The 23,573-nt window shown below is 51.6% G+C and carries 14 protein-coding genes and 1 riboswitch; of the genes, 10 read left to right on the top strand and 4 right to left on the bottom strand.

Annotated features, from left to right (window positions below):
- From ACO0LC_RS26725 to ACO0LC_RS26735, 3 genes are all read left to right on the top strand, one after another.
- On the top strand, nucleotides 1-1,670 hold a 1,670-nt coding region (locus ACO0LC_RS26725), incomplete at its 5' end, for a beta strand repeat-containing protein (RefSeq protein WP_423008919.1).
- Between the two features lie 191 nt (nucleotides 1,671-1,861).
- Entirely contained in the window at nucleotides 1,862-2,926 is a 1,065-nt protein-coding gene (gene pyrC / locus ACO0LC_RS26730; protein ID WP_423008921.1) for a dihydroorotase, read from the top strand.
- Between the two features lie 17 nt (nucleotides 2,927-2,943).
- A complete protein-coding gene (locus tag ACO0LC_RS26735; RefSeq protein ID WP_423008923.1) occupies nucleotides 2,944-3,744 on the top strand; it encodes a DUF3025 domain-containing protein in 801 nt (266 codons plus the stop codon).
- A gap of 35 nt (nucleotides 3,745-3,779) precedes the next feature.
- Here ACO0LC_RS26735 and ACO0LC_RS26740 read toward each other — a convergent pair whose 3' ends face one another.
- Nucleotides 3,780-4,028, bottom strand: a complete 249-nt coding sequence (locus ACO0LC_RS26740; protein ID WP_423008925.1) for a YdcH family protein — start codon at nucleotides 4,026-4,028, stop codon at nucleotides 3,780-3,782.
- Between the two features lie 302 nt (nucleotides 4,029-4,330).
- Between ACO0LC_RS26740 and ACO0LC_RS26745 the strand changes: the two genes are divergently transcribed.
- Nucleotides 4,331-5,935, top strand: a complete 1,605-nt coding sequence (locus ACO0LC_RS26745; RefSeq protein WP_423008927.1) for a sensor histidine kinase — start codon at nucleotides 4,331-4,333, stop codon at nucleotides 5,933-5,935.
- A 14-nt stretch (nucleotides 5,936-5,949) separates the two neighbouring features.
- Here ACO0LC_RS26745 and ACO0LC_RS26750 read toward each other — a convergent pair whose 3' ends face one another.
- The 3 genes from ACO0LC_RS26750 to ACO0LC_RS26760 form a co-directional block, all read right to left on the bottom strand.
- Nucleotides 5,950-6,753 carry a substrate-binding periplasmic protein gene (locus ACO0LC_RS26750; protein WP_423008929.1) on the bottom strand — a complete coding sequence of 268 codons (804 nt, stop codon included), beginning with the start codon at nucleotides 6,751-6,753 and terminating at the stop codon, nucleotides 5,950-5,952.
- A 238-nt stretch (nucleotides 6,754-6,991) separates the two neighbouring features.
- Nucleotides 6,992-7,456 carry a DUF2147 domain-containing protein gene (locus ACO0LC_RS26755; RefSeq protein WP_423008931.1) on the bottom strand — a complete coding sequence of 155 codons (465 nt, stop codon included), beginning with the start codon at nucleotides 7,454-7,456 and terminating at the stop codon, nucleotides 6,992-6,994.
- A gap of 110 nt (nucleotides 7,457-7,566) precedes the next feature.
- On the bottom strand, nucleotides 7,567-10,395 hold the full coding sequence (locus ACO0LC_RS26760) for a valine--tRNA ligase (protein ID WP_423008933.1): 2,829 nt from the start codon (nucleotides 10,393-10,395) through the stop codon (nucleotides 7,567-7,569).
- A gap of 223 nt (nucleotides 10,396-10,618) precedes the next feature.
- Between ACO0LC_RS26760 and ACO0LC_RS26765 the strand changes: the two genes are divergently transcribed.
- From ACO0LC_RS26765 to thiS, 6 genes are all read left to right on the top strand, one after another.
- A complete protein-coding gene (locus ACO0LC_RS26765) occupies nucleotides 10,619-12,712 on the top strand; it encodes a TonB-dependent receptor plug domain-containing protein (RefSeq protein WP_423008935.1) in 2,094 nt (697 codons plus the stop codon).
- A 273-nt stretch (nucleotides 12,713-12,985) separates the two neighbouring features.
- Complete coding sequence (locus ACO0LC_RS26770) at nucleotides 12,986-14,158, top strand: ABC transporter substrate binding protein (RefSeq protein WP_423008937.1); 1,173 nt, start codon at nucleotides 12,986-12,988, stop codon at nucleotides 14,156-14,158.
- 171 nt (nucleotides 14,159-14,329) lie between these two features.
- Nucleotides 14,330-18,862: an EAL domain-containing protein gene (locus ACO0LC_RS26775; RefSeq protein WP_423008939.1), complete on the top strand. Its 4,533-nt coding sequence runs from the start codon at nucleotides 14,330-14,332 to the stop codon at nucleotides 18,860-18,862.
- 69 nt (nucleotides 18,863-18,931) lie between these two features.
- Nucleotides 18,932-21,058, top strand: a complete 2,127-nt coding sequence (locus tag ACO0LC_RS26780; RefSeq protein WP_423008941.1) for a tetratricopeptide repeat-containing diguanylate cyclase — start codon at nucleotides 18,932-18,934, stop codon at nucleotides 21,056-21,058.
- A gap of 67 nt (nucleotides 21,059-21,125) precedes the next feature.
- Nucleotides 21,126-21,227, top strand: a riboswitch (TPP riboswitch).
- Between the two features lie 80 nt (nucleotides 21,228-21,307).
- Nucleotides 21,308-23,221, top strand: coding sequence for a phosphomethylpyrimidine synthase ThiC (thiC, locus tag ACO0LC_RS26785; RefSeq protein WP_423008943.1), 1,914 nt, complete (start codon nucleotides 21,308-21,310; stop codon nucleotides 23,219-23,221).
- Between the two features lie 2 nt (nucleotides 23,222-23,223).
- Nucleotides 23,224-23,424 carry a sulfur carrier protein ThiS gene (gene thiS / locus ACO0LC_RS26790; RefSeq protein ID WP_423008945.1) on the top strand — a complete coding sequence of 67 codons (201 nt, stop codon included), beginning with the start codon at nucleotides 23,224-23,226 and terminating at the stop codon, nucleotides 23,422-23,424.
- Nucleotides 23,425-23,573: the final 149 nt, after the last annotated feature.

Genomic DNA, 23,573 nt, shown 5'->3' on the forward strand with positions numbered 1-23,573 from the left:
CTGGCCCTGTGTTGACTTTCTCTGGCGCAGGCCCGCATCAACTGACTATCGTTGATGACATCGCTGGTGCGAATAATATCGACCTGTCGTATATCTCCATCACCGGTGGTACGCTGGTGTATGACGTAACTTCGTCTTCCAATGCGACAGGTGGCAGCGTCAATAACATCACGACTTCCAATGCGATTACGGTGTCTGGTGGTGCGATAGTCACAGCAGGCATTGTTGGCACCAGCCCAAGCAATGGCGGTGGTACAGCCCTGGCACCGATAGCCCTGACTGCAGGCGGCGTATTCAACAGCACAGCAAACGTGAACGACAACTTTACTGGTAATGCTGCGGCACTGGTGGGTACCACGGTCAATGGCAATGCAGGTGATGCAGACATGATCACCTTTACTGGTGGCGGCAGTATCGTTATTGGTGGTGGCAATACGATTACCAACATCAAAACCTTGGCAACTGACAATACCTCGACAGACGTGTACTTCAACGTTGCTACATCGGGTATTACTACCGTTAATGGTGGCACAGGCAATGACCGCGTATTCCTGGCGAACTCAGGCAGCTCCATGCTGGCAGGTAATATCAACCTTGGCAACGGTAATAACCAGTTGACACTGGAAGCGAAAGCTTACAGCGGTACTTTCACCGCTGGTTCCGGTACCAGTGATGTGCTGATATTTGCCAACGGCAGCAATATTTCTGCGGCCAATATCACTGGTTTCGAGCAGGCATTGTTCACTACTGGCGGTTCGTTCACCATGACAGCTGCACAGCTGGCTGCATTTACAAGCATAACAGCAACAGGTACAGAAACTATCACACTGACAACATCAGGTACTATTGCTGGCGTAGCTAACGTTGAAAACTATGTATTGGCTAATGGCACCAATACCTTTACAGGCGCTGCTGGTCTGATCTCTGTTACTGGTGGTACTGGTAGCGACACTATCAACGTCAGTAGCGTCATGATCTCTGCTACTGTTGCTCCTAACGGTATCAACGGTGGCCTTGGTGCTGATACGCTGAATGTTAGTGCAGTCACTGCTGCCCTGGACATGTCTGCCAAAGTGACAGGCGTTGAAACAGTGAATGTCACTGGCGGTACCAACGCTGCATGGACAATCACTAACGAAAACGGTGCTGGCGTGACTTTGAACTTCACTAAGTCTGCTGCTACCGATATCAACAACGTGATTCTGGGCACAGGTGGTCAGACTCTGAACATCCTGGGTACAGGTACAGGCAACACAACCATCACTGGTGGTGCTGGTGCTGATACCATCAACCTGTCCACAACTGCAACAGGTATCGATACAATCGCTACTGGTTCTGTATTGGCTAACATCGATACAGTGGCAAACTTCAAAATTGCTGGCGCTGACGTGTTCAAAACTGGCACAGCAGCGACAACATTGAACTTGTTGTCTATCGCTACTGCTGATACATCAACTCTGGCAGCCGCTATCGCTACAGCTGCAACTGCAGCTGGTGCAGCTCTGGCAGCGAATACCCAGGCTTATGTCATCACTGTAGCCGCAGGTACAGCAGCTGGTACTTATGCCTTCCAAAACAGCGGTGCTACTGTAGGTGCTGTTGATGCAACTGACTTTATCGTTAAACTCGTAGGCGCAGGTTCCATCGTCGCTGCCGATTTCATCGCTTAATTTGGTGTAAATTGTAAGTATCAAGGCGGGGGCAGATCCTCAGCCTTGATCAAATGGAGATGCAAAAACAAACAAGCCCGGCACGGTACAGTGCCGGGCTTGTTTGTTTCTAAGGGGGGATACCTGGCTGAATAGTCGAGAAATCTCCTTGAAAAAGGTAAAATGCCGGTATTCCGTCACTGCGAGCTAACATGACTGCCTCAAATTCCACCTCTTCCTTGCAACAAATTACGATTACCCGCCCGGATGACTGGCATTTGCATGTGCGCGATGGCGCGGCCCTGGCCAGCGTGTTACCGCATACGGCAGCGCAGTTTGCCCGCGCCATCATCATGCCAAATTTGAAACCACCAGTCACGACGACTGAGCAGGCAGCGGCGTATCGCCAGCGTATCCTGGCTGCCGTTCCAGCAGGCATGAATTTCGAGCCGCTGATGACTTTGTATCTGACAAATAACACGCCGCCAGATGAAATCCGCCGCGCCAAAGACAGTGGCTTTGTCCATGCAGTGAAATTATATCCAGCAGGTGCCACCACCAATTCCGATGCCGGCGTGACTGATCTGAGAAACTGCTATAAGACTTTGGAAACCATGCAGGAAGTCGGCTTGCCCTTCCTGGTGCATGGTGAGGTGACTGACCCCGAGATAGACTTGTTTGACCGCGAAGCAGTGTTTATCGATAAAGTCATGCAGCCTTTGCGCAAAGACATGCCAGAATTAAAAGTGGTGTTTGAGCATATCACCACCAGCGATGCCGCTGCTTATGTGGCAGAATCCGGCGGCCCGATTGCAGCGACGATTACTGCTCATCACTTGCTGTATAACCGCAATGAGATTTTCAAAGGCGGCATACGCCCACATTATTACTGCTTGCCTGTACTGAAACGTGAAACACATAGACAGGCGCTGGTGAGAGCGGCCATTTCAGGTAGCAAGCGTTTCTTCCTGGGTACGGATTCTGCCCCGCATGCCAAAGGCCTGAAAGAGCACGCCTGTGGTTGTGCGGGTTGCTATACCGCCATGCATGCCATGGAATTGTATACCCAGGCTTTTGAGCAGGCTGGTGCATTGGATCAACTCGAGGCATTTGCCAGCTTTAACGGTCCTGACTTTTATCAGTTGCCGCGCAATAGTGGTCACATCACCATGGTACGCCAGGACTGGCAAATGCCGGCAGAATTGCCGTTTGCCGATAGCAGCATAGTCCCGCTCAATAGTGGCGAGACGTTGCACTGGAAAATGCTGGCTGTCTAATTTTTGTCTGTATTCCCATGACAGCACGTTTTTTTGATGGCATAGACTGGTCACAAGCTTGGTTTGCTGCGGTACTTCAAGCCGCCCAAGCTTTGCTGGTAGCAGACGATTGGCGAGCGCAGCTCAATCAAGTGACAATGCAGGCAGGTTTGACAAATCATCTTGGATTGCCGCTGCGCTTTATCATGCAGGAAGAATTACCCGAAGGCGCTGCTTATGAAGCACATATCAGTGCCACTGGCCTGGTTCCCACACGCGAGAACCTGCATGATTTCTTCAATGCTCTGGTCTGGCTGACTTTTCCTGCTATCAAGCGGCAGTTGAATGCCATGCAGGCGGCGCAAATTGCCACTTTGGGGATAGGCAAGTCCCGTGGTCCGGCGCGTGATGCAGCGACCATTTTTGACGAAAATGCGGCTTTGCTCGTCGTTGCCGATACACCGGAAGGTGCAAGTCTGATCGCAGCATTGCGCATGCATGCATGGCAGGATGCCTTCGTTAAACAGGCAGATAAATTCGGGCGTTGTGCTGAAGTCTGCTGCTTTGGTCATGCCCTGATGGAAAAACTGGTCAAACCATATAAGGCAATCACTGCACATACCTGGGTAGTAATGGTCGAGCCGGATTATTTCAAGCTGGATGCAATCGCCAGACGTGCACATACTGATGAGCTAGTGGCTCAGCAACTCGCAAGCCAGGTTCTGACAACCGCAGCCTACACCCCTTTACCCATACTCGGCATACCAGGCTGGTGGCCACTTCAGGATGCAGCTTTTTATGAAGACCAGCAAGTCTTCAGGGCAAAACGCCAGAGTTGAATCCAGCGCTCTTGGTGTCGCATGGGCTTGCCGGATCAGGTGGCAGCCTTGCTCTGCAAGATATGGAACAACTGATCCTTCAGACTCAGGCGTACTTTCTTCAAGCCTTCCAGTGCGACATCCCCTAAATGTTCGGCACCGTTTTCTGCTCGATTGATGGCTTTGTCTGCTTCATCATATTCAGTAAACAGCTTGGCAAAATGAGCATTGTCAGCTTTTAGTTCATGTATGGCTTGCTTGAAATGAGGAAATTCTGTGGAAAGAGGATGGTGGTCTACTTGCATGGATATTCCTTTGGTGATTTTGAGGAAGAAATTTTCCTTGTCTACATACTAAACTTGTAAGGCCCCGCATTGATGATCTGGATCAAGTCAAGCCAGGAAAGGTTTTTGTTTTTTTCAGGTTTGCCGCAGAGAAATTTGAATCAAGAAGCAAATAGCCGAATTCAGGTAAAATAATTGTGCAACGCGGCGCAGGTCAGTAAATGTCGCAAAGACTTGGTTTGGCGCTTCACTCGCTGCCTGGATCTCTGATCAGGGCAAATCCTGCCATATGACTTTAGGTTAAACCGGAACTGGCTGCAGCCATGCTCAGCAAGCATACACATCATCCAGAATTAGCCGATACGCGGCCAGCCCAGCGCTTTGCTACCTTGTCATTGCGTAAGGCTATCGTATTTGGTATCGGCCTGGGCATACTGATACCGGCTATCTTGCTAGGCAGCGTGCTTGCCAGAGACAGCTATGAACGCGAGTATGAAGTGCGCGTGCGTGGCCCACTCAAGCAATATGCCAGCATGCTGGAGCAAACCATGCCCGTGCCACTATGGCAGGTGGATGCCAGCAGTGCCCAGAGTTTTGTCAATTCTGTCATGCTCAATCCTGATGTCGTACGCATCGTGGTTGAAGATGCAGCCCTGGGGCGCTTTGTCCATGCCGAACAAAGCAATGCCCAAAACCAGGGTTTGATTAGCGAGACCCGTGATATACGCAAGGATGGCACCGTCATAGGGCGGGTCACGATAGTCATGAGCAGCCACTGGATGGAAGAGGAGTTTTTCAAAAAATTCCTCAAGGGCGGGCTTGCCATCCTGGTGCAATTGCTGATTTCGTTTTTCCTGTTATGGTTGTTGTTCCAAAAGCGCATGATGCGTCCCTTGCAGCAATTGCAGCGTGATGTAGACCGACTGGGGGAAGGGCAGTTGACGCAAGCCGTGAGCGTCGCCAGGCCCGATGAGTTGGGTAGTCTGGCACTGGGGGTGGATTCCATGCGCTTGCGCCTGGGAGAATTAATGAATGAGCAAGCCAGTCACAATGCCACGCTGGAACAGCGCGTCGCAGACCGCACCAGAGAATTGCATGTCTCGAATCAGGAATTGCGTACCGCACTGGATGACTTGAATACCGCCCATGCCGAAATTCAGCGCAGTGACAGGATGGCTGCCCTGGGTTCATTGGTGGCAGGTGTTGCTCATGAACTCAATACACCCATCGGTAATTCTGTCACCGTCGCCAGCACCATCCATGATCTCAGCAAGGAGTTCAATACCAAAATGGTGCAGGGCGTCACCCGCGCGGCACTGCAAATTTATATAGAAAATAATTTGCAGGCCAGCGATATTCTCTTGCGCAACCTCAATAGTGCAGCGGAACTGATAGGCAGCTTCAAGCGTGTGGCAGTGGACAGAACCAGTGCCCAGCGGCGTGTCTTCATGCTCGATGAAGTAGTACGAGAAACAGTGCTGACCATGGGGGCCAGCATCAAGCGCCATGCGCATGATGTACGCATGGACATTCCAGCCACGATACGCATGGATGCCTACCCGGGTTTGCTGGGACAGATCATCAGCAACCTGATTAATAATGCGATTTTGCATGGCTTTGAGGGGCGCGAGAATGGTGATATCGATATTCGGGCGCGTTTGCTGGCGACGGAACCGCCTACTGTGGAGTTGAGCGTGAATGACAATGGTATCGGTATCAGCGAAGCCAATCTGGGCCGTATCTTTGACCCCTTCTTTACTACCAAGCTGGGGCAAGGTGGCAGCGGCCTGGGTTTGAATATCGTCTACAACCTGGTCAGTGATGTGCTTGGTGGCAGCATACGGGTAGAAAGCCAGCCAGGACTGGGCAGCAGTTTTATCATGCAGTTGCCACTCTGCGCACCAGGCCATGAAGAACCCTTCGATTGACAGTATCAGTACCCTTAATGCCCAGCCTTGGCCACATCAGACCAGCCTTGCGGGCAATTCACTTGGGAGGACAGTTTTTGATACTCACCAGTAGCGCGCAATTTTTTCAAGCCAGCATTGAAAGCAGCGACCCTGCCAGCACTTGTTGGCAGGCCACGTGACATCATCAGGTGGGTGGTAAAGCTGTCAGTCATCAGTTTTGGATGTGCTGACAGTTGTGCTGCATCAGCCGGAGAAAAATTGCGTGCCAATAAATCACAGGTGACGTTTCTTTCCATGGGGGCGATATCCACACGCTTTAACAATAGCAGTTTGAGGGCAGCCATATCATTCGGCAGTTTTTCCATTTTCAACTCACCTTTGTTGGCCATGGCCCAGATCTCTGGCGTATAGGTATAGTCTTGTATCATGGCGATGCGATAGGGGCGTAAGTCTGCCAGTTGCTGCCATTTGAAATCGAGGTCATTGCGATACACGAACACCCATTGTTCGGTGATGACATTCTCACTCAGAAAAAAACTGAGATCATGTTCAGGCTTATGACCCCAATATGCTGTGCCATCCCATTTCCCGGTCCGGCTTTCGGCCAGGGCGCGTGACCATGGCAGGAAGGTGAATTCCACACGGTAGCCTTCCAATTCAAAGGCGCGCCGTACTATGCTCAGGGCGATACCCTTGTCAGCCCGGCTCTCGGTGGCATAGGGAGGTAATTCTCCAGTGGCGATTCTGAGTAACTGTGCTTCCGGTTTTTGTGCCCATGCGCTGCCAGGTGATATCAGCAAGGCGAGTGCAAACAAGGGCAAGCAGGCTTTTTTCATGATACCGCCTCATAAAAAAGAATGGACTCAGCAGTCCTATCATCGGCCTTATTAGGGTTTCTGGCAAGTCACTTGCTTGCGACATGGGGATGGAAGTGTGTTTGAAGTCATGTTGCAAAAGAACAAAGGGAGCCTTAGCTCCCTTTGTTCTTTTTACAGTGACACAAGCGCTGACTATTTGCTTGCTTGTTACATAGTACTTATTACTTATTACTTATTTAGTTACTCATTTAATTACTTATTGCTCACGCAACCAGGTCTGGGTGCGGCCAAACATGGGCGCACCTATATAGCCTCGTACATTGAGTTTCTTGTTGTTTTCTATGATGCTGAGTTTGCTGCTGTACAGCTTGCCATTGCCTGGATCAAGTATCTTGCCACCGGTGTATTCATCACCGTCTTTTTTCAAGCCGGATAAGATGGTCATGCCGACGATGGGCTGGTCTTTGTTGGCACCTTCGCATTTATCGCATTTTGGGTTTTTATCAACAACATCTGCTTCCAGGAACAGTTTCTCTATCCTGCCCTGCAATTCACCACCAGTTTCGGTGATGCGTATCAGCGCCTTGGGTTTGCCTGATTTGTCGTCAATACTCTTCCACAGACCGACCGGGCTTTCTTCAGCCTGTGCCAGCAGTGGCAGACCAGCTAAAGCGATGAAGGTGGATAATACGCTTACCACAAGTGGAACTGTTTTTTTCATGCTGTCTCCAAAAGAAAAAACCTAGATCTCTAATTTATTGGAATTGATTGTACGTGGCAAAATTTTTGCCACGTACAATATTTTTAGAGGACCTACTTTAACCCACGGTATTACGCTGCTGGCAATTTGGCAAATTGTTCACGCAATTTTTGCAAGGTGGCTGAGAAGTTCGCTACCCTTTCTTTCTCCAGCGCGATCACTTGCGCAGGTGCCCTGGCGACAAAACCTTCATTGCCTAGCTTGGCTTCGGCTTTGGCGATTTCACCTTCCAGACGTGTCACTTCCTTGCCTATGCGCAGGCGCTCAGCAGCCACATCGATTTCCACCTTCAGCATCAGCTTGGATTCGCCGACGATGGAGACTGGTGCTGGCGAATCTTCAGGCAAGGCATCCACGACGCTGACTTCTGACAATTTGGCCAGGGCTTGCAGGTAAGGTGCAAAAGATTGCAGGCGGGATTTGTCTTCTGCATTCGCAGCTTGCAACAGCAGTGGCACGCGCAGGGCAGGGGACAATTGCATTTCGCCGCGCAGATTGCGGCAGGCATCAGTCATACCCTTCAGCGCCTGCATCCATGCCTCCGCAGTAGTGTCGACGTTTTCTGCGACAAACAGCGGGTAAGCCTGGATCATGATGCTGTCGCCAGCCGGATTCAAAGTCTTGCCTGCCAGCGGCGCTACCGTTTGCCACAGGGCTTCGGTGACGAATGGAATGATAGGGTGAGCCAGGCGTAAGATCACTTCCAGCACGCGCAATAAAGTGCGGCGGGTCGCACGCTGTTGTGCTTCATTACCATGCTGTACCTGTACCTTGGCCACTTCCAGATACCAGTCGCAATATTCATCCCAGACAAACTTGTAGATGGCGGATGCAATATTATCGAAACGGTAATCGGCAAAACCTTTTTCTATCTCTGCTTCTGCACGTTGCAGGGTAGAGATAATCCATTTGTCAGCCTGTGAATATTCCAGATCCGCTGCGGTGACATCTGCACCAAAACCGCAATCCTTGCCTTCGGTATTCATCAGAACAAAGCGGGTCGCGTTCCACAATTTATTGCAGAAGTTGCGATAGCCTTCGCAACGGCCCAGGTCGAAATTGATATTGCGGCCCAGCGATGCATAGCTGGCCATGGTGAAGCGCAAAGCGTCCGTACCATAGGCCGGGATACCATCGGCAAATTCCTTGCGCGTGGCTTTTTCTATGCTGGCAGCCTGTTTAGGGTTCATCAGGCCAGCGGTACGTTTTGTCACCAGTTCATCCACCGTGATACCGTCGATGAGGTCGATAGGGTCAAGTGTGTTGCCCTTGGACTTGGACATTTTCTGGCCGCTGGAATCGCGCACAAGGCCGTGTACATACACGGTATTGAAAGGTACCTTGCCGGTGAAGTGCGTGGTCATCATGACCATGCGCGCCACCCAGAAGAAGATAATGTCAAAGCCAGTCACCAGTACCGAGGATGGCAAGAAGTGTTTGATGTCCGGTGTTTCTTCCGGCCATCCCATGGTAGAGAAAGGCACCAGCGCAGACGAGAACCAGGTGTCAAGCACATCATCATCACGCTTCAATGCGCCAGTGTAGCCAGCGGCAACTGCCTTGGCTTTGGCACCGGCTTCATCATGCGCAACAAAAATTTCGCCATTGTCGCCATACCAGGCCGGGATTTGATGACCCCACCACAATTGGCGAGAGATACACCAGTCCTGGATATTGTTCAGCCACTGGTTATAAGTCGTCGTCCAGTTTTCCGGGATGAATTTGATTTCACCATCAGCGACTTTTTCCAGCGCCACTTCTGCAATGGATTTGCCAGGGAAATGCGTGCCTTCCGGTGCGGGTTTGCTCATGGCCATGAACCACTGGTCAGTCAGCATAGGCTCAATCACCACATTGGTACGGTCGCCACGTGGCACCATCAGCTTGTGTGGTTTTACTGATTCCAGCAAACCTTGCGCATCGAGGTCAGCAACGATTTGTTTGCGGGCGACGAAACGGTCCATGCCCTGATATTGCGCAGGGCCGTTTTCATTGATCTTGGCATCCAGTGTCAGGATGCTGATTTTGTCGAGGTCATGGCGCTGGCCAACGGCATAATCATTAAAGTCATGCGCAGGCGTGATCTTCACGCAGCCAGTACCAAATTCCTTGTCGACATAGCTATCGGCAATCACCGGGATTTCGCGGTCTGTCAGTGGCAGCTTGAGCATTTTGCCAACCAGGTGGATATAACGCTCATCCGTTGGGTCAACTGCAACGGCCACGTCACCCAGCAGGGTTTCAGGGCGGGTGGTCGCTACCGTCAGATGGCCGGAGCCATCCGCAAACGGGTAACGGATATGCCACATAGAGCCATCTTCTTCTTCCGACACCACTTCCAGATCAGATACCGCAGTACCCAGCACAGGGTCCCAGTTCACCAGGCGCTTACCGCGATAGATCAGGCCTTGCTCTACCAGTTTAACGAAGACATCAGTCACGCTCTTGGAGCGCACGGCATCCATCGTGAAATATTCACGGTCCCAGTCGGCAGAGGCACCCATACGACGCATCTGGCCAGTGATGGTGGAACCGGATTTTTCTTTCCATTCCCAGACTTTTTCCAGGAATTTTTCGCGGCCCAGATCATGGCGCGAAATCTTTTGTGCATCCAGTTGGCGTTCCACCACGATTTGCGTAGCAATACCGGCATGGTCAGTACCCGGCACCCAGGCGGTATTGTGGCCGCGCATGCGGTAGTAGCGCGTCAGGCCATCCATGATGGTCTGGTTGAAGGCGTGGCCCATGTGCAGGGTACCCGTCACATTCGGTGGTGGCAGCTGTATGGAGAATGAGGGTTTGCCTTCATCCATGCTGGCGGCAAAATATCCACGTTTTTCCCACTCGCCACGCCAGGATTGTTCGATTTCTGCGGGCTCAAAAGACTTGGCTAATTCCATAATATGATCTGCGGTGATTGCTAAACCTTTGATTATAAATGAGGAAAGTGCAGAAGTCGGTTTTTCCTGCGGATCACCTGAATTTAAATTATCTTAAAGATAAGAAATATTTTAAATCTTGTCACTTGTCAGCCCCATAGTGAGAAATGCTGCATTGCCCATATGCATCTTGCTTGTTGTAGCCGGAAGGATTGGATTAAGATGCTTATAAACCCCAGGGGATATGATGAGATCTCTTATCAATACGGCATTTACCCTGATTTTCGCCTTGCAGCTGGTGCTTCTCCCGCAACTAGCGAAGGCTGACGAGCAGAATAATGAACAAGACCTGGCACTGGTGTACGGTGACAAGTCTGTCATCAGTGTTGCCACCGGTTCGGCCCTGCCCCTGCGCCGCGCGCCCGCTGTCGCCACGGTGATTACTGCTGCCGATATAGAGGCGACCGGAGCCACCAGTCTCGATGGCATACTGGAAACGGTGCCCGGCTTGCATGTGGGGCGCTCCACCGTTTTGAATATGGCTATTTACACCATACGCGGAGTGCGCAACGGCCTTAGTAACCCTCAGGTGCTGGTTCTTATCAATGGCACGCCTGTCACGAATGCCTATAGTGGTGACCGTGGTTTTATCTCTGCTGACATGCCACTGGAGAATATAGCCAGGATAGAAATCATCCGTGGCCCTGGCTCGGCCCTGTATGGTGCTGATGCTTTTTCTGGCGTTATCAATATTATCACCAAAACCGCCAAGGAGCAGGATGGCATCCGCATGGGGTTAAGGCTGGGTTCTTTCAATAGCCGTGATGCCTGGATACTGCATGGGGGAAAGTGGGGCAGCATAGATGTTGCCGCTTCTTTGCAGCATAGCCGTACTGCCGGACCGCATGCCCTGGTGGAGCGTGATGCACAGACAGGATTTGATGCGCTGTTTGGTAGCCACGCTTCTTTGGCACCTGGTTATGAAAATTTCAGCCGTGCTGCTACCGATGCCTATCTGGAGCTGGCCTATGAAAAATGGAATGTGAATCTGGCTTTCATGCACAGGGAAAACATAGGCGCAGGTACGGGCATAGCCCAGGCACTGGACCCGCAAGGCTGGGGGAGTAGCCGCCGTTTTACTACTGATGTCAAATACAAAGACCCTGACTTTGCCAAAGACTGGGGACTGGAATTGAATGGCAGCTTTGCCTATTACAATGAAAATTCCAGCGTCATTATTTTTCCTGCCGGGGCTTTTGGCGGGGCGTTCAGGGATGGTTTTATCGGTAGCCCATCTCGCTGGGAACGCCAGGAGAGATTGAATGCGAGCATGCATTACAGCGGTTTTACCCAGCATCATTTACGCTTGGGCATGGGGGTTTCCAAAGAAGACTTGTACAAGATACGCGAAACAAAAAATTTCAATCCCGATAATTCCCCCATCAATATGGGGGCGGTCTCAGATATTCAGGATGTGACGGATACCGTACCCTATATACGGCCACATAGTCGCTTGCTCAAGTATTTGTACGCACAGGATGAATGGCAATTCGCCAAGGACTGGACTTTGACTGCCGGTATACGACGCGATCAATACTCTGATTTTGGTCATACCACCAATCCCAGGCTGGCCCTGGTGTGGGAGGTCGATTACAACCTGACGGCCAAATTCTTGTACGGTAGTGCTTTTCGCGCTCCCGCCTTTGAAGAATTGTATGTCATCAATAATCCCGTGGTGTATGGTAATTCTGCCCTGAAGGCAGAGAAAATGCGCACCACAGAAGCAGCATTGAGCTGGCAAGCACGACCTGATTTGCAGCTGGGTTTGAATCTCTTTCATTATCAGATGACGGACATTATCCGTATCAGTAATAATTTTCTCAACGAAAACGGCGGTAGCCAGAGTGGACGTGGTTTTGAACTGGAAGCCAGTTGGGATGTGCGCAAGGACTTGCGTCTGGCAGGCAATTTTGCTTACCAGCGTGCTGTAGATGACTTGACACAGAAAGACCCTGGTCTGACACCTCGCCACCATGCTTATCTGCGTGCAGACTGGCAGGTAGCAGACTGGCGCCTCAATACCCAGCTCAATCATGTGGCAGACCGCCAGCGTGAACCGGGTGACACGCGCCCGAATGTCAAGGATTACACCACCCTGGATTTGACCCTGGGCTCGAACAAAAAATATGCAGGTTGGGACTGGCTAATTTCAGTACGTAATCTCTTGAATGCCGATGTGCGGGAACCCAGCACTTATAGCACTCCTTTTGTGAGCATGCCGAATGATATTCCCATGGGTGGAAGAGCCATGTTAGTTCAACTGAGCTATAAGTTATGAAAAAATACATCATCGTTTGGCTGGAAATATGCGCCAACCACCAGACTTAAGTTCACAGTCACAGAATTAGATATTGGGGTCAGAATAAATCTGTTAATGTTGATAGTTAAGCTCAAATATAGGGTAATCAAACTGGTGAACTCGCTATTCGTTTGCATGGGACTTAAATAAAAAACACTGACTGACTTTGAAATAAGCTGGCAAGAAAATAGCGTAAATCGTATTGGTGTCTGGGCAAGCTCGCCTTACACCAAAGAAGGAATGAAATACTTGATGGCGGAAAATCAATTCCCCTCTTTTTTCCATATCCGTGCTTCCATCGCCTGTAAAAAAACTGGCTGGAAACTGGAGGTGTTTCAACGCGTCTGTTGTTTTACGCTTATCGTTTTTTGCATGATGTGTTGCCTGCTTAATCCGGCCCAGGCACAACAGGGCATGCCAGGTCTGGCAATGTTGCAAAATCAAACACAACATGTGCATACCCCTGTCCTGGCGCAGGATCTGCGCATGGGGCGCCAGTATGGCGAATACCTGGTCTTCGCAGATTCAGCCGGCCAGGTGCGGCGACAAGATGCCAGCAGTGGTGGCAGCCTGGCTGTCCTGTATCCCGATATGGGCGAGCCTTATCGTAGTATTTTCGCCAAGATCATCGAGGGTATAGAGAGTAAATCACGCCTGCCTGTCATCAGTATCCCGATAGGCGCAAAACTGGATGCCGCTGAATTGAATGCGCAGTTAAAGCGTAGCGGTGTCAAAGTCGTCATCGCCCTTGGCCGCCAGGGGGTCAAGCTGGCCAATGGCCTGGACAGGGAAATTGCTGTGGTGGTTGGTGGCGTACTCAATCTGCCTGAAAATGAAAGCCGCAGTATGACTGGCGTTAGCCTCATGCCTGACCCAGCGCTCTTGTTTTCCAGATTGAAAAGTTTATTGCCCAATGTGAAGAGAGTCATCGTCGTGTATGACCCCAAAAACAATGAATGGCTGATCAAGCTGGCGCGTGACGCCGCCAAACAGCAAGGCCTGGAATTACTGGCCTATGAAGCCCGTGACCTGGCAAGTGCAGCTCATCAATATGAAGCCGCGTTTGCCAGTGCCGACAAGCGCGATGCCCTGTGGTTGCCACAAGACTCCACCACCGTGGAAGAGGGCAGTATTTTACCGCTGGTCTTGCGTGAATCCTGGAGCCGGGGTATTCCCTTCTTTTCCAGCAGTTTTCTACATGCCAAAAAAGGCGCACTGTTTGCTCTGTATCCCAATAATCTGGAACTGGGACAAAGTCTGGCGCTGGCCGCCCATAGCGCCCTGAATGGTGATGGCCGCAAGTCTGGTGTTTCTTTATTACGCGAAGTCTTGGTCGCTGTGAATTTACGCACGGCCAGCCATATAGGTTTAAACATTGATTATCAAAGTCAGCGAAGTTTCGATTCGATATTTCCTGAACCCTGAATGAGGTGCTTGCAGGTCAGTTGAAAGGCTGGCCTGCAAGCACAAGATTGAACGAGGCAAGCATGTCAGATACGTTTACGGTGCTGGCATGATCTTGAATATTCTGGACATACGGCTGTTTGCCAGCGATGTTGCATGGTGAATAGTCTTCAGTAATTTGGTTCAAGCATGATGTTTTTCAAGCACTACTTTCGACGCACCGGCTTTAGCCGCCAGTTGACGATCATTATCACGGTCGCCATTCTGGTGCTGGCGCTATTCTCCTCCATCATGAATTCATGGCAGGCCAGCCATCGCATGCGAGCGTATTTTGTTGTACAGGGCCAGCAAGTGGCGGAAAACCTGGCGAGACAAAGCCGTCTGGCCTTGTTGTATCACTCGGCTGACAATGCCAGGGAAGTAGTGGCTACTACCCTGGCTTTTCCAGATGTACTGCAAGTCGAAATCGCCAATGCTGAACATAAAGTACTGCTCTCACAAAGCAAGCCAGGTGTAGTCTTGCCGCAATTGCAAGCGCACCCGACGGGGCAACTGTCGAATGCAAGGCTGGAACAAGAGAGTGACCAGGACTGGCGTTTCAGTGCCCCGGTGTTTGGGGGCGAAGCAGAGGCTTCGCCTTTTGAAGTGCAGGAAAGCAAGCCGCAATTGCTGGGCTATGTGTATGTGGTGGTCGGCAAGACCACGCTGGACAAACTGGTCTGGTCCTTGTTGCTGGGCAACCTTGCCATCACATTCTCATTTGCCCTGATTCTGCTGGCGGTGATACGCCTGATGTCACGCCAGATGATACGTCCGCTGAATCAATTATCTGCTCTCATGGGCAGGGCAGAAGCAGGTGAGTCTGGCATGCGCGCCACGCCCCAGGGTTCGAAAGACATCATAGAAATGGCGCATGCCTTCAACCAGATGATGGCCGTGCTGGAAGAGCGCGAGGCAGAACTCAAGCATTCACGCGACCAGGCCTTGCACACCGCCGTCATGAAAGCGCAATTTGCAGCGACCGTCAGCCATGAAGTGCGCACACCATTGAACGGCGTGGTCGGCATGCTGGATATGCTGAAGGAAATGCGTCTGACCAAGCGCCAGCGTGAATGTGTGGACGTGGCCTGGAATTCTTCCCAGGCCCTGATAGAGCTGATCAATGACATCCTGGATTTTTCCAAGATGGAAGCTGGCAAGGTGGAAGTCGAGGAAATCGAATTCGACTTGAATAAGCTACTGGCCGAAGTGCTGGAGTTACTATCCAAGCAAGCCCAGCAAAAAGGTCTGGAACTGGCTTACCTGATTGCCGATGAAGTACCGCTGCGTATCAAGAGCGATCCCCTGCGCTTGCGCCAGATATTGATTAACCTGATTGGTAATGCCGTCAAATTTACCGAGCGCGGAGAAGTGGCGGTGCGCGTCGTGCTGGCCCAGCATCTGGACAGTACGCAAGCGGATGCCATTTTGAAACTGCGTTTTGAAGTCAGTGATACCGGCATAGGCATGTCAGCTGATGCCGTGGCGCATGTATTTGAGTCATTTGCCCAGGCCGACCGTTCCACTACCCGCAAATATGGTGGCACTGGTCTGGGGCTGGCGATCTGCAAGCAACTGGTGGCACTATTGCACGGCGAGATCGGTGTCAGCAGCATGCCGGACCACGGCAGCAATTTCTATTTCAGCATGCAATGTCGCGCCAGCGCAGGCGATAAAACCAGCTCGCTCAGTTCTGATTTGCAGGATGAGCGCATACTCATCGTTGACCCCAGCGAAATCCTGCGCAGCTTCCTCATGCAAAACCTGTCACGTCATGGCATCTTGTGCCGTGCTGTTGTCGACGGAGTGCAAGCACTGGCCTTGCTGGACCAGGCTGCCAGGGATGGCGCACCGCATTCACTGGTCATCATGGATGTTGCCAGCATGGATGACAATGGCGAAGAACTGGCGCGCCGCTTGCGCAACGATCACCGCTACAGTGGTGTGCGCACCCTGGCACTGGACCGCTATGGCAGTAGTGGAGAAAGTAATCCCTCGTCTGCCGACATTTGCCTGGGAAAACCTGTGCACATGGAAAAATTGCTGGAAGCCTTGCGCCATTTATTGCTGACCACGGTGCATTTGCAGACATCTACGGCCGCCACCGCCCCGGCACCGATACAGTCCACTTCCGCCGAAGTGGGGCGCCATGCTGGACATGGCCAGCATGGCAGTCATGGTACGCAGGGCGACTGGCGTGTACTGGTGGTAGAAGATAACCGCACCAACCAGATGGTGGCAGCCGGCATGCTCTCGCTGTCCGCTTGTCATTGCGAATTTGCCGGTAATGGCAAGGAGGCTGTGGAAGCGGCGCGGCGCAATCGTTATGACCTGATACTCATGGACTGCAGCATGCCGGAAATGGATGGTTATGAAGCCACGGTGCGCATACGCAGTTATGAAGATGGTCTGGGCCGGCGCACACCCATCATCGCCATGACTGCCAATACCCAGCGCGGTGATGCGGAAAAGTGCCTGGCAATCGGCATGGATGATTACCTGGCCAAGCCTATTACCCTGGTTGAGTTGCGCCAGAAACTGGAGCGCTGGCTGACCCAGGGGGGCGCGGCCGGACGTGCATTGCCAGCTGACGGACACTTGCAAGCGCTCGACAGCAATCCGCTGGACCGTGCTGTTTTTGATAAATTACGTGACATACTTGGGCCAGGCTTGCAGCAGACGGTGTCACTGTTCCTGGAAGACACGCCTATCTATCTGGAGCAATTGCACCAGGGTTTGCAACAGGGAGATGCTGAGCTGGTGCGTGCCATGGCACATTCCATCAAGGGCAGTAGCGGCAACCTGGGAGCCATCAATCTTTTACAATTCGCCAAGGAAGTCGAGCAACTGGCGCTGGAGCGGCACTTATCTAAAATTACACCGCTATTAAGCAGTCTGCACCAGGCTTATGAAGCTGTGGCGGCTGAACTGGGCAATGAAGTCTTTCTTGAAGGCAGGGAAGCCGTCAGCCATAGTCGCGAAATCGCCAAGGTACTGGTAGTTGATGATGACCGTAGCACCCGCAGTACCTTACGCCATACCTTGCAAAGGGATGGTTTCAAGGTTGAAGAAGCTGCCGATGGCTCGCAAGCCCTGCTGATGCTGAAACGCATGCGGCCTGATGTCATCCTCATGGATGCTGTCATGCCGGTGATGGATGGTTTTACCGCCTGCAGCCTGATACAGGAAATGCCACGTGGCCGCAGCATACCAGTGCTGATGATTACCGCTCTCGAAGACAATAGTTCCGTGGAACGGGCCTTTGCTGCCGGTGCCTGTGACTATATTCCCAAGCCCATCCATTTTGCGGTATTGTCGCAACGCGTGCGCCGCATCATAGAAGCCAATCAGGCAGAAAAACGCATACGTCATCTGGCCTTTAATGATGTACTGACGGGCTTGCCAAATCGTACCCAATTCCTCGACCAATTGGGACGCAGGCTGGCACTGGCAAAGGAAAATGTGGAATCAGTGGCTGTGCTATTCCTCGATCTGGACCGGTTTAAGAATGTCAATGACACCCTGGGCCATGATGTTGGCGACCGTCTGCTGATTGCCGTTGCTCAGCGCATACGCCGCAGCGTGCGCAATGCCGATTGCGTGGCCCGCCTGGGCGGCGATGAGTTTACCGTGGTACTCAGTGAGCTGGCTGACCCGGCTGCAGCTGCGTCGGCAGCGCAGAATATTTGCCGCACCCTGGCCAAACCTTTCCAGATTGATGGGCATGATATTTTTGTCACTGCCAGCATAGGTATTTCAGTCTATCCTAATGATGGCACCGATGTTGGCACCCTGGTCAAGCATGCTGATACAGCGATGTACCGTGCCAAGAAAACCAATACCGACTTCCAGTTCTTTGAAGCTGCGATGGAGCACTCCATCTCTGAACGCGTGCGTCTGGAGAACGATTTGCGCCGGGCGCTGGAGCGCAATGAGCTGGCGGTGTTCTATCAACCCCAGGCACGTATGGACAATGGTGAAATCATAGGTATGGAAGCTCTGGTACGCTGGTTCCATCCTACCCGTGGCATGGTGTCACCGCTGGAATTCATACCCATGGCAGAAGAAACCGGCCTCATCATTGCACTTGGTGAATGGGTGCTGCGCACCGCTTGTACGCAAATGCGCAACTGGATGGATAAAGGCCTGGGGCATTTGCGGGTTGCGGTGAATTTGTCGGTCAGCCAGTTACTGGAAAAAGACTTTGCCGGAACGGTAGAGCAAGTCCTGGTCGATACCGGCTTGCCAGCCAGAATGCTGGAGCTGGAAATTACTGAAAGCACCCTGATGGAAAATGCCCAGGATACCCTGGCTGCGCTGGATCGCTTGCGCAGTCTTGGCGTCAGGCTGACTATCGATGATTTTGGTACTGGTTATTCATCGCTTTCTTATCTTAAGCGCTTCCCTGTCGATATCATCAAGATAGACCGCTCATTTGTTCGCGACATCCCGGGCGATGCCGACGATGCTGCCATTGTCACCGGCATCATTGCGCTGGCGCATAGTTTGCGTCTGGAGGTAGTGGCTGAAGGTGTGGAAACCCGTGAACAACTGGATTTCCTGCGTGCCCAATCCTGCGATATCCTGCAAGGATTTTATTTGAGTAAGCCTATACCGGCGCAGCAGCTGGAAGATGAGATTTTAAGCCAGTCCGGGAGTTTTTTCCTGGATCAGCAAGGCAAATAAAGAGTAAATAAGCTAAAACCGTTTTTTAAAAATATTCGAGACAGGAATGGTGCGATGAGGGCTTGCATAATGCAGCTACACTTACCTAAGTGGCAGCTTGGTCTGGGCCAGGGTTTGCTGACTATCTGCCTGCTATGCGCAAGTGCGGCCAGTTGCGCACAAGCCAAACCAGATTTTTCCGAGATCGAGGCCATCCACACTTTATCTGACCGCGACAATACAGCGGCACTCAAGCAACTGCAGGACTACAAGGAAAAATTAGGCCCGGATGCTGACTATGTCGTGCGTGCCGAAGTCTTGAAAACCTTGATCGGCATCCTGTATGACGCCGGCAAGATCAAGGAGGCTGATGCCGCCAATGCAGAACTGCTGCAACTGGCAAAGTCGCGCAAAGACAATGATATGATCAACATGGCCTTGATAGGAGAGGCTTTTCAATTGATGGACCAGGGCAAGTTTGCCATGGCCCTGATTAAATTAAATGACATACAGCAAAGCCTGCGTGATACAAAAAATGCTGAAGTCCTCATGCGTTTGAATATTGCGTTTGGCATGGTGCAGCTGGCTATAGGCAATTTTGACAAGTCCCTGTCGTATTTCCTGGAAGCCCTGAAACTGGCGGACCAGATACCGCGCCGCCGGGTACAAGCCAAGCTGTATCGCATGGAATCCATCGCCAGACTCTATCTGAATATGCACAACGCAGAAAAGGCGCTGGAAACCACCAACGAAGCCCTGACGATGTTGCCGGACATGGAATCGCCCAAGATTATTTCATCGCTGCAAATGACGCGCGGCCTGTCCTTGATTGATCTGGGTCGTCATGATGAAGCACTGGAAGCCTATAAGACAGTCTTGCAAATCGCTAACGACTCTGGCATGCCGGCCCTGGCCGCCACAGCGCTGGCAAATATTTCAGATTATTACCTGCATGTGCACAAGTTCATCGAGGCTGAACGCGCCGCCCGCTTTTCTCTGGAAAAAGCCGTGGCGGTCAAAGATCCTTTTTCTATTGCCATTGCCAAGGCAAATATAGGTTTTGCATTGGCGGGCCAAAAGAAATTTTCCCAGGGCATCACCTACATCAATGAAGCCAAGAAATTTTTCCTGGAAACCGGTTCCAAGTCGGATGTAGAGAATTTGCTCAGTGAAATTGGCAATATGTTTGAAGCTGCCGACATGCATAAAGAAGCCCTGGCCATCGTGCGTGAACAACAAAAACTCAGCGATGAATTATTTCGCTCTGACCGGGCCAGGGCAGTCGCGACCTTGCAAGAGCAATTCAATGCACAGCAAAGGCAAAAGCAAATTGAATTGCTGGCTCGCGAAAATCAATTGAAGGATGCAGAAATAAAAAACCGGCAATTGCAGCAAGTCATACTTATGCTGGCGGGTGTCTTGATGGTGATGGTGGGTGCGGTCATTTTCTTCCTGTATCAAAGGGTAAGGAAGACCAATGAAAAACTGCGTGAGGTCAATGAGCAACTGGAATTCCACGCGGTGCGCGACCCTTTGACGGGTTTGTATAACCGCCGCTCCTTTGTCGACATGATGAAGGGCAGGGTGATCTTGCCAGAAGGAGAACGCCGTGAAGATGCACTGGAAAATCCTGATTGTCTGATACTCATGGATATTGATCATTTTAAAAATATCAATGATAACTATGGTCATGCCGCAGGTGATGCCGTGCTGGTCGAGGTGGCGCGTCGTCTGCGCAGTACGGTGCGCGATACCGACATGGTCTTGCGCTGGGGCGGGGAAGAATTCCTGATTTATTCACCACGTACCAACCCTGCTCAATTGAAAAATCTGGTAGATCGTATCTTGCGCAGCATAGGTGAAGAAAGCATGGCTGTTGATGATGCTGAAGTGCCAGTCACGCTGACTGCAGGCTTCATCAGCTTGCCATTCTCAGGTTTGCCCGAGGCGATTTGCAATTGGGAAAAAGCCTTGCAAATTGCCGACATGGCCTTGTATCTGGGCAAGGTCAATGGCCGCAATCGTGCCTATGGCGTGAGTAAATTATTGATTGCCTATGAAGAAGCCTTGCCAGTACTTGACCATGATTTATCTGCGGCCATCAAGGCAGGCATGGTCGAATTGGCCGAAGTGCATGGGCCGGTCAGACCAGTGGAAAGTCACCCTCCTGCTATGCCAGCCATGCAAGATGCTGAATTGACCAGTGATATCAAATAAAGCACCAGAGTCAAAAAAAGTCGTATAATCTGCCGTCGTCGCAGTCCTGGCTAGTCCAGGGCCCGAAGAAAAATGCTAGGGGTCCTGCCATCAATTTTGTTGGCGGGTGAGAAATACCCTCGAACCTGATCTGGATAATGCCAGCGAAGGGAAGCTGCCGAAGACTTATTGCCACGCACCATCAGCGTGCGCATCCTGACTTTGGAAACTCCTTTGCTGGCTCCATGCCAATAAAGCAAAGGAGCCAAAATGAACGCCAACCCGCAATTCTTGTCCGCTACCGCCACGGTAGACGAGGCAGCCATTCAGCCACTACCGAATTCCCGCAAGACCTATGTACAGGGCAGCCGCCCCGATATCCGCGTCCCTATGCGCGAAATCACGCAGTCCGATACACCTGCAATGTTTGGTTCGGAAAAAAATCCACCTATCTATGTCTACGATACTTCCGGCCCCTATACCGACCCTGCCGTCAAGATCGATATCCGCTCTGGCCTGGCATCAGTGCGTGGTGCCTGGATAGCCGAGCGTAATGACACTGAAGAACTGGCTGGCCCGACCTCAGAATACGGCATCGCCCGTCTGCATGATCCCAAACTGGCTGAGCTGCGCTTTAACCTCAAGCGCTTGCCACGCCGTGCGCTGACTGGCAAGAATGTCTCGCAAATGCACTATGCACGCCAGGGTATCATCACGCCGGAAATGGAATTTGTTTCCATCCGCGAAAACCTGCGCAGAAAAGAATACCTGGAAAACCTGAAAGCCTCGGGCCCCATGGGTAACAAGCTGGCAGAAGTCATGGGCCGCCAGCATCCAGGCCAGTCTTTTGGTGCGGCGATACCTGAAGAAATCACGCCGGAATTCGTACGCTCAGAAATCGCCCGTGGCCGTGCGATTATTCCTGCGAATATCAATCACCCTGAAATCGAACCCATGATCATAGGCCGTAATTTCCTGGTCAAGATCAATGCCAATATAGGCAATTCAGCAGTCACATCTTCCATCGGTGAAGAAGTAGAAAAAATGACCTGGGCAATACGCTGGGGTGGCGATAATGTCATGGATCTTTCCACTGGCAAACACATCCACGAAACCCGCGAATGGATCATCCGTAATTCACCCGTGCCTATCGGCACCGTGCCCATCTATCAGGCACTGGAAAAAGTGAATGGCAAGGCAGAAGACCTGACCTGGGAAATCTTCCGCGATACGCTCATCGAGCAAGCCGAGCAAGGCGTTGATTACTTCACCATCCACGCCGGTGTACGCCTGCAATATGTGCCTATGACAGCCAAGCGTCTGACCGGCATCGTCTCGCGCGGTGGTTCCATCATGGCAAAATGGTGTCTGGCGCATCATAAGGAAAGCTTCCTGTACGAGCATTTCGAAGACATTTGCGAAATCATGAAAGCCTATGACGTCTCCTTCAGCCTTGGCGATGGCCTGCGTCCAGGTTCCATCTATGATGCCAATGATGAAGCGCAACTGGGGGAATTGAAAACACTGGGTGAGTTGACACAGATCGCCTGGAAGCATGATGTACAAGTCATGATAGAAGGCCCTGGCCATGTACCCATGCACCTCATCAAAGAAAACATGGACCTGCAACTGGAGCAATGCCATGAAGCACCTTTCTATACCCTGGGTCCTTTGACGACTGATATCGCCCCTGGCTATGACCACATCACCTCTGGCATAGGTGCTGCACAGATAGGCTGGTATGGCACGGCCATGCTGTGCTATGTGACACCTAAGGAGCATCTGGGTTTGCCCAACAAGGTCGATGTCAAGGATGGCATCATCACTTACAAAATCGCTGCCCATGCAGCCGACTTGGCAAAAGGCCATCCGGGTGCGCAGATACGCGACAACGCCTTATCCAAGGCCCGCTTTGAATTCCGCTGGGAAGACCAATTTAATATCGGCCTGGACCCTGACAAGGCACGTGAATTCCATGATGAAACTTTGCCTAAAGATTCTGCCAAGGTCGCCCATTTCTGCTCCATGTGCGGCCCGCATTTTTGTTCGATGAAAATCACGCAGGAAGTGCGTGACTATGCCAATGCCCAGGGCATCACCGAGATACAGGCCTTGAAAAAAGGGATGGAAGTGAAAGCCGTTGAATTCATCAAATCCGGCGCGGAAATCTACAAGAAACAATAGCCATGTTTGACATACAGCTCAATGGAGAAAAGCGGCAACTGGCGAGCTCACTGCTGGCGGATTTGATTGCAGAATTGAATCTGTCACAGCAGGCGATTGCGGTGGCAGTGAACCGGCAGATTATTCCTCGGTCGCGATGGACAGAGCATCAGTTGCAAGTGGATGACAAGGTCGATGTAGTGCGGGCAATTGGCGGCGGTTGAATGTAGGTTGGGCTACGCTTCATCAGCCCAACACTGGGCATTCAAATAACGTGCATGTTGATTCAAGGCCTATTGTTGGGCTGGTAAACCGCAGCCCAACCTACGGCGCTAACAGGGTGCAGTCCAATCTATGACGTATTACTTGGTCT

The organism is Undibacterium sp. JH2W, from assembly GCF_049340425.1.
GTDB lineage: Bacteria > Pseudomonadota > Gammaproteobacteria > Burkholderiales > Burkholderiaceae_D > Undibacterium.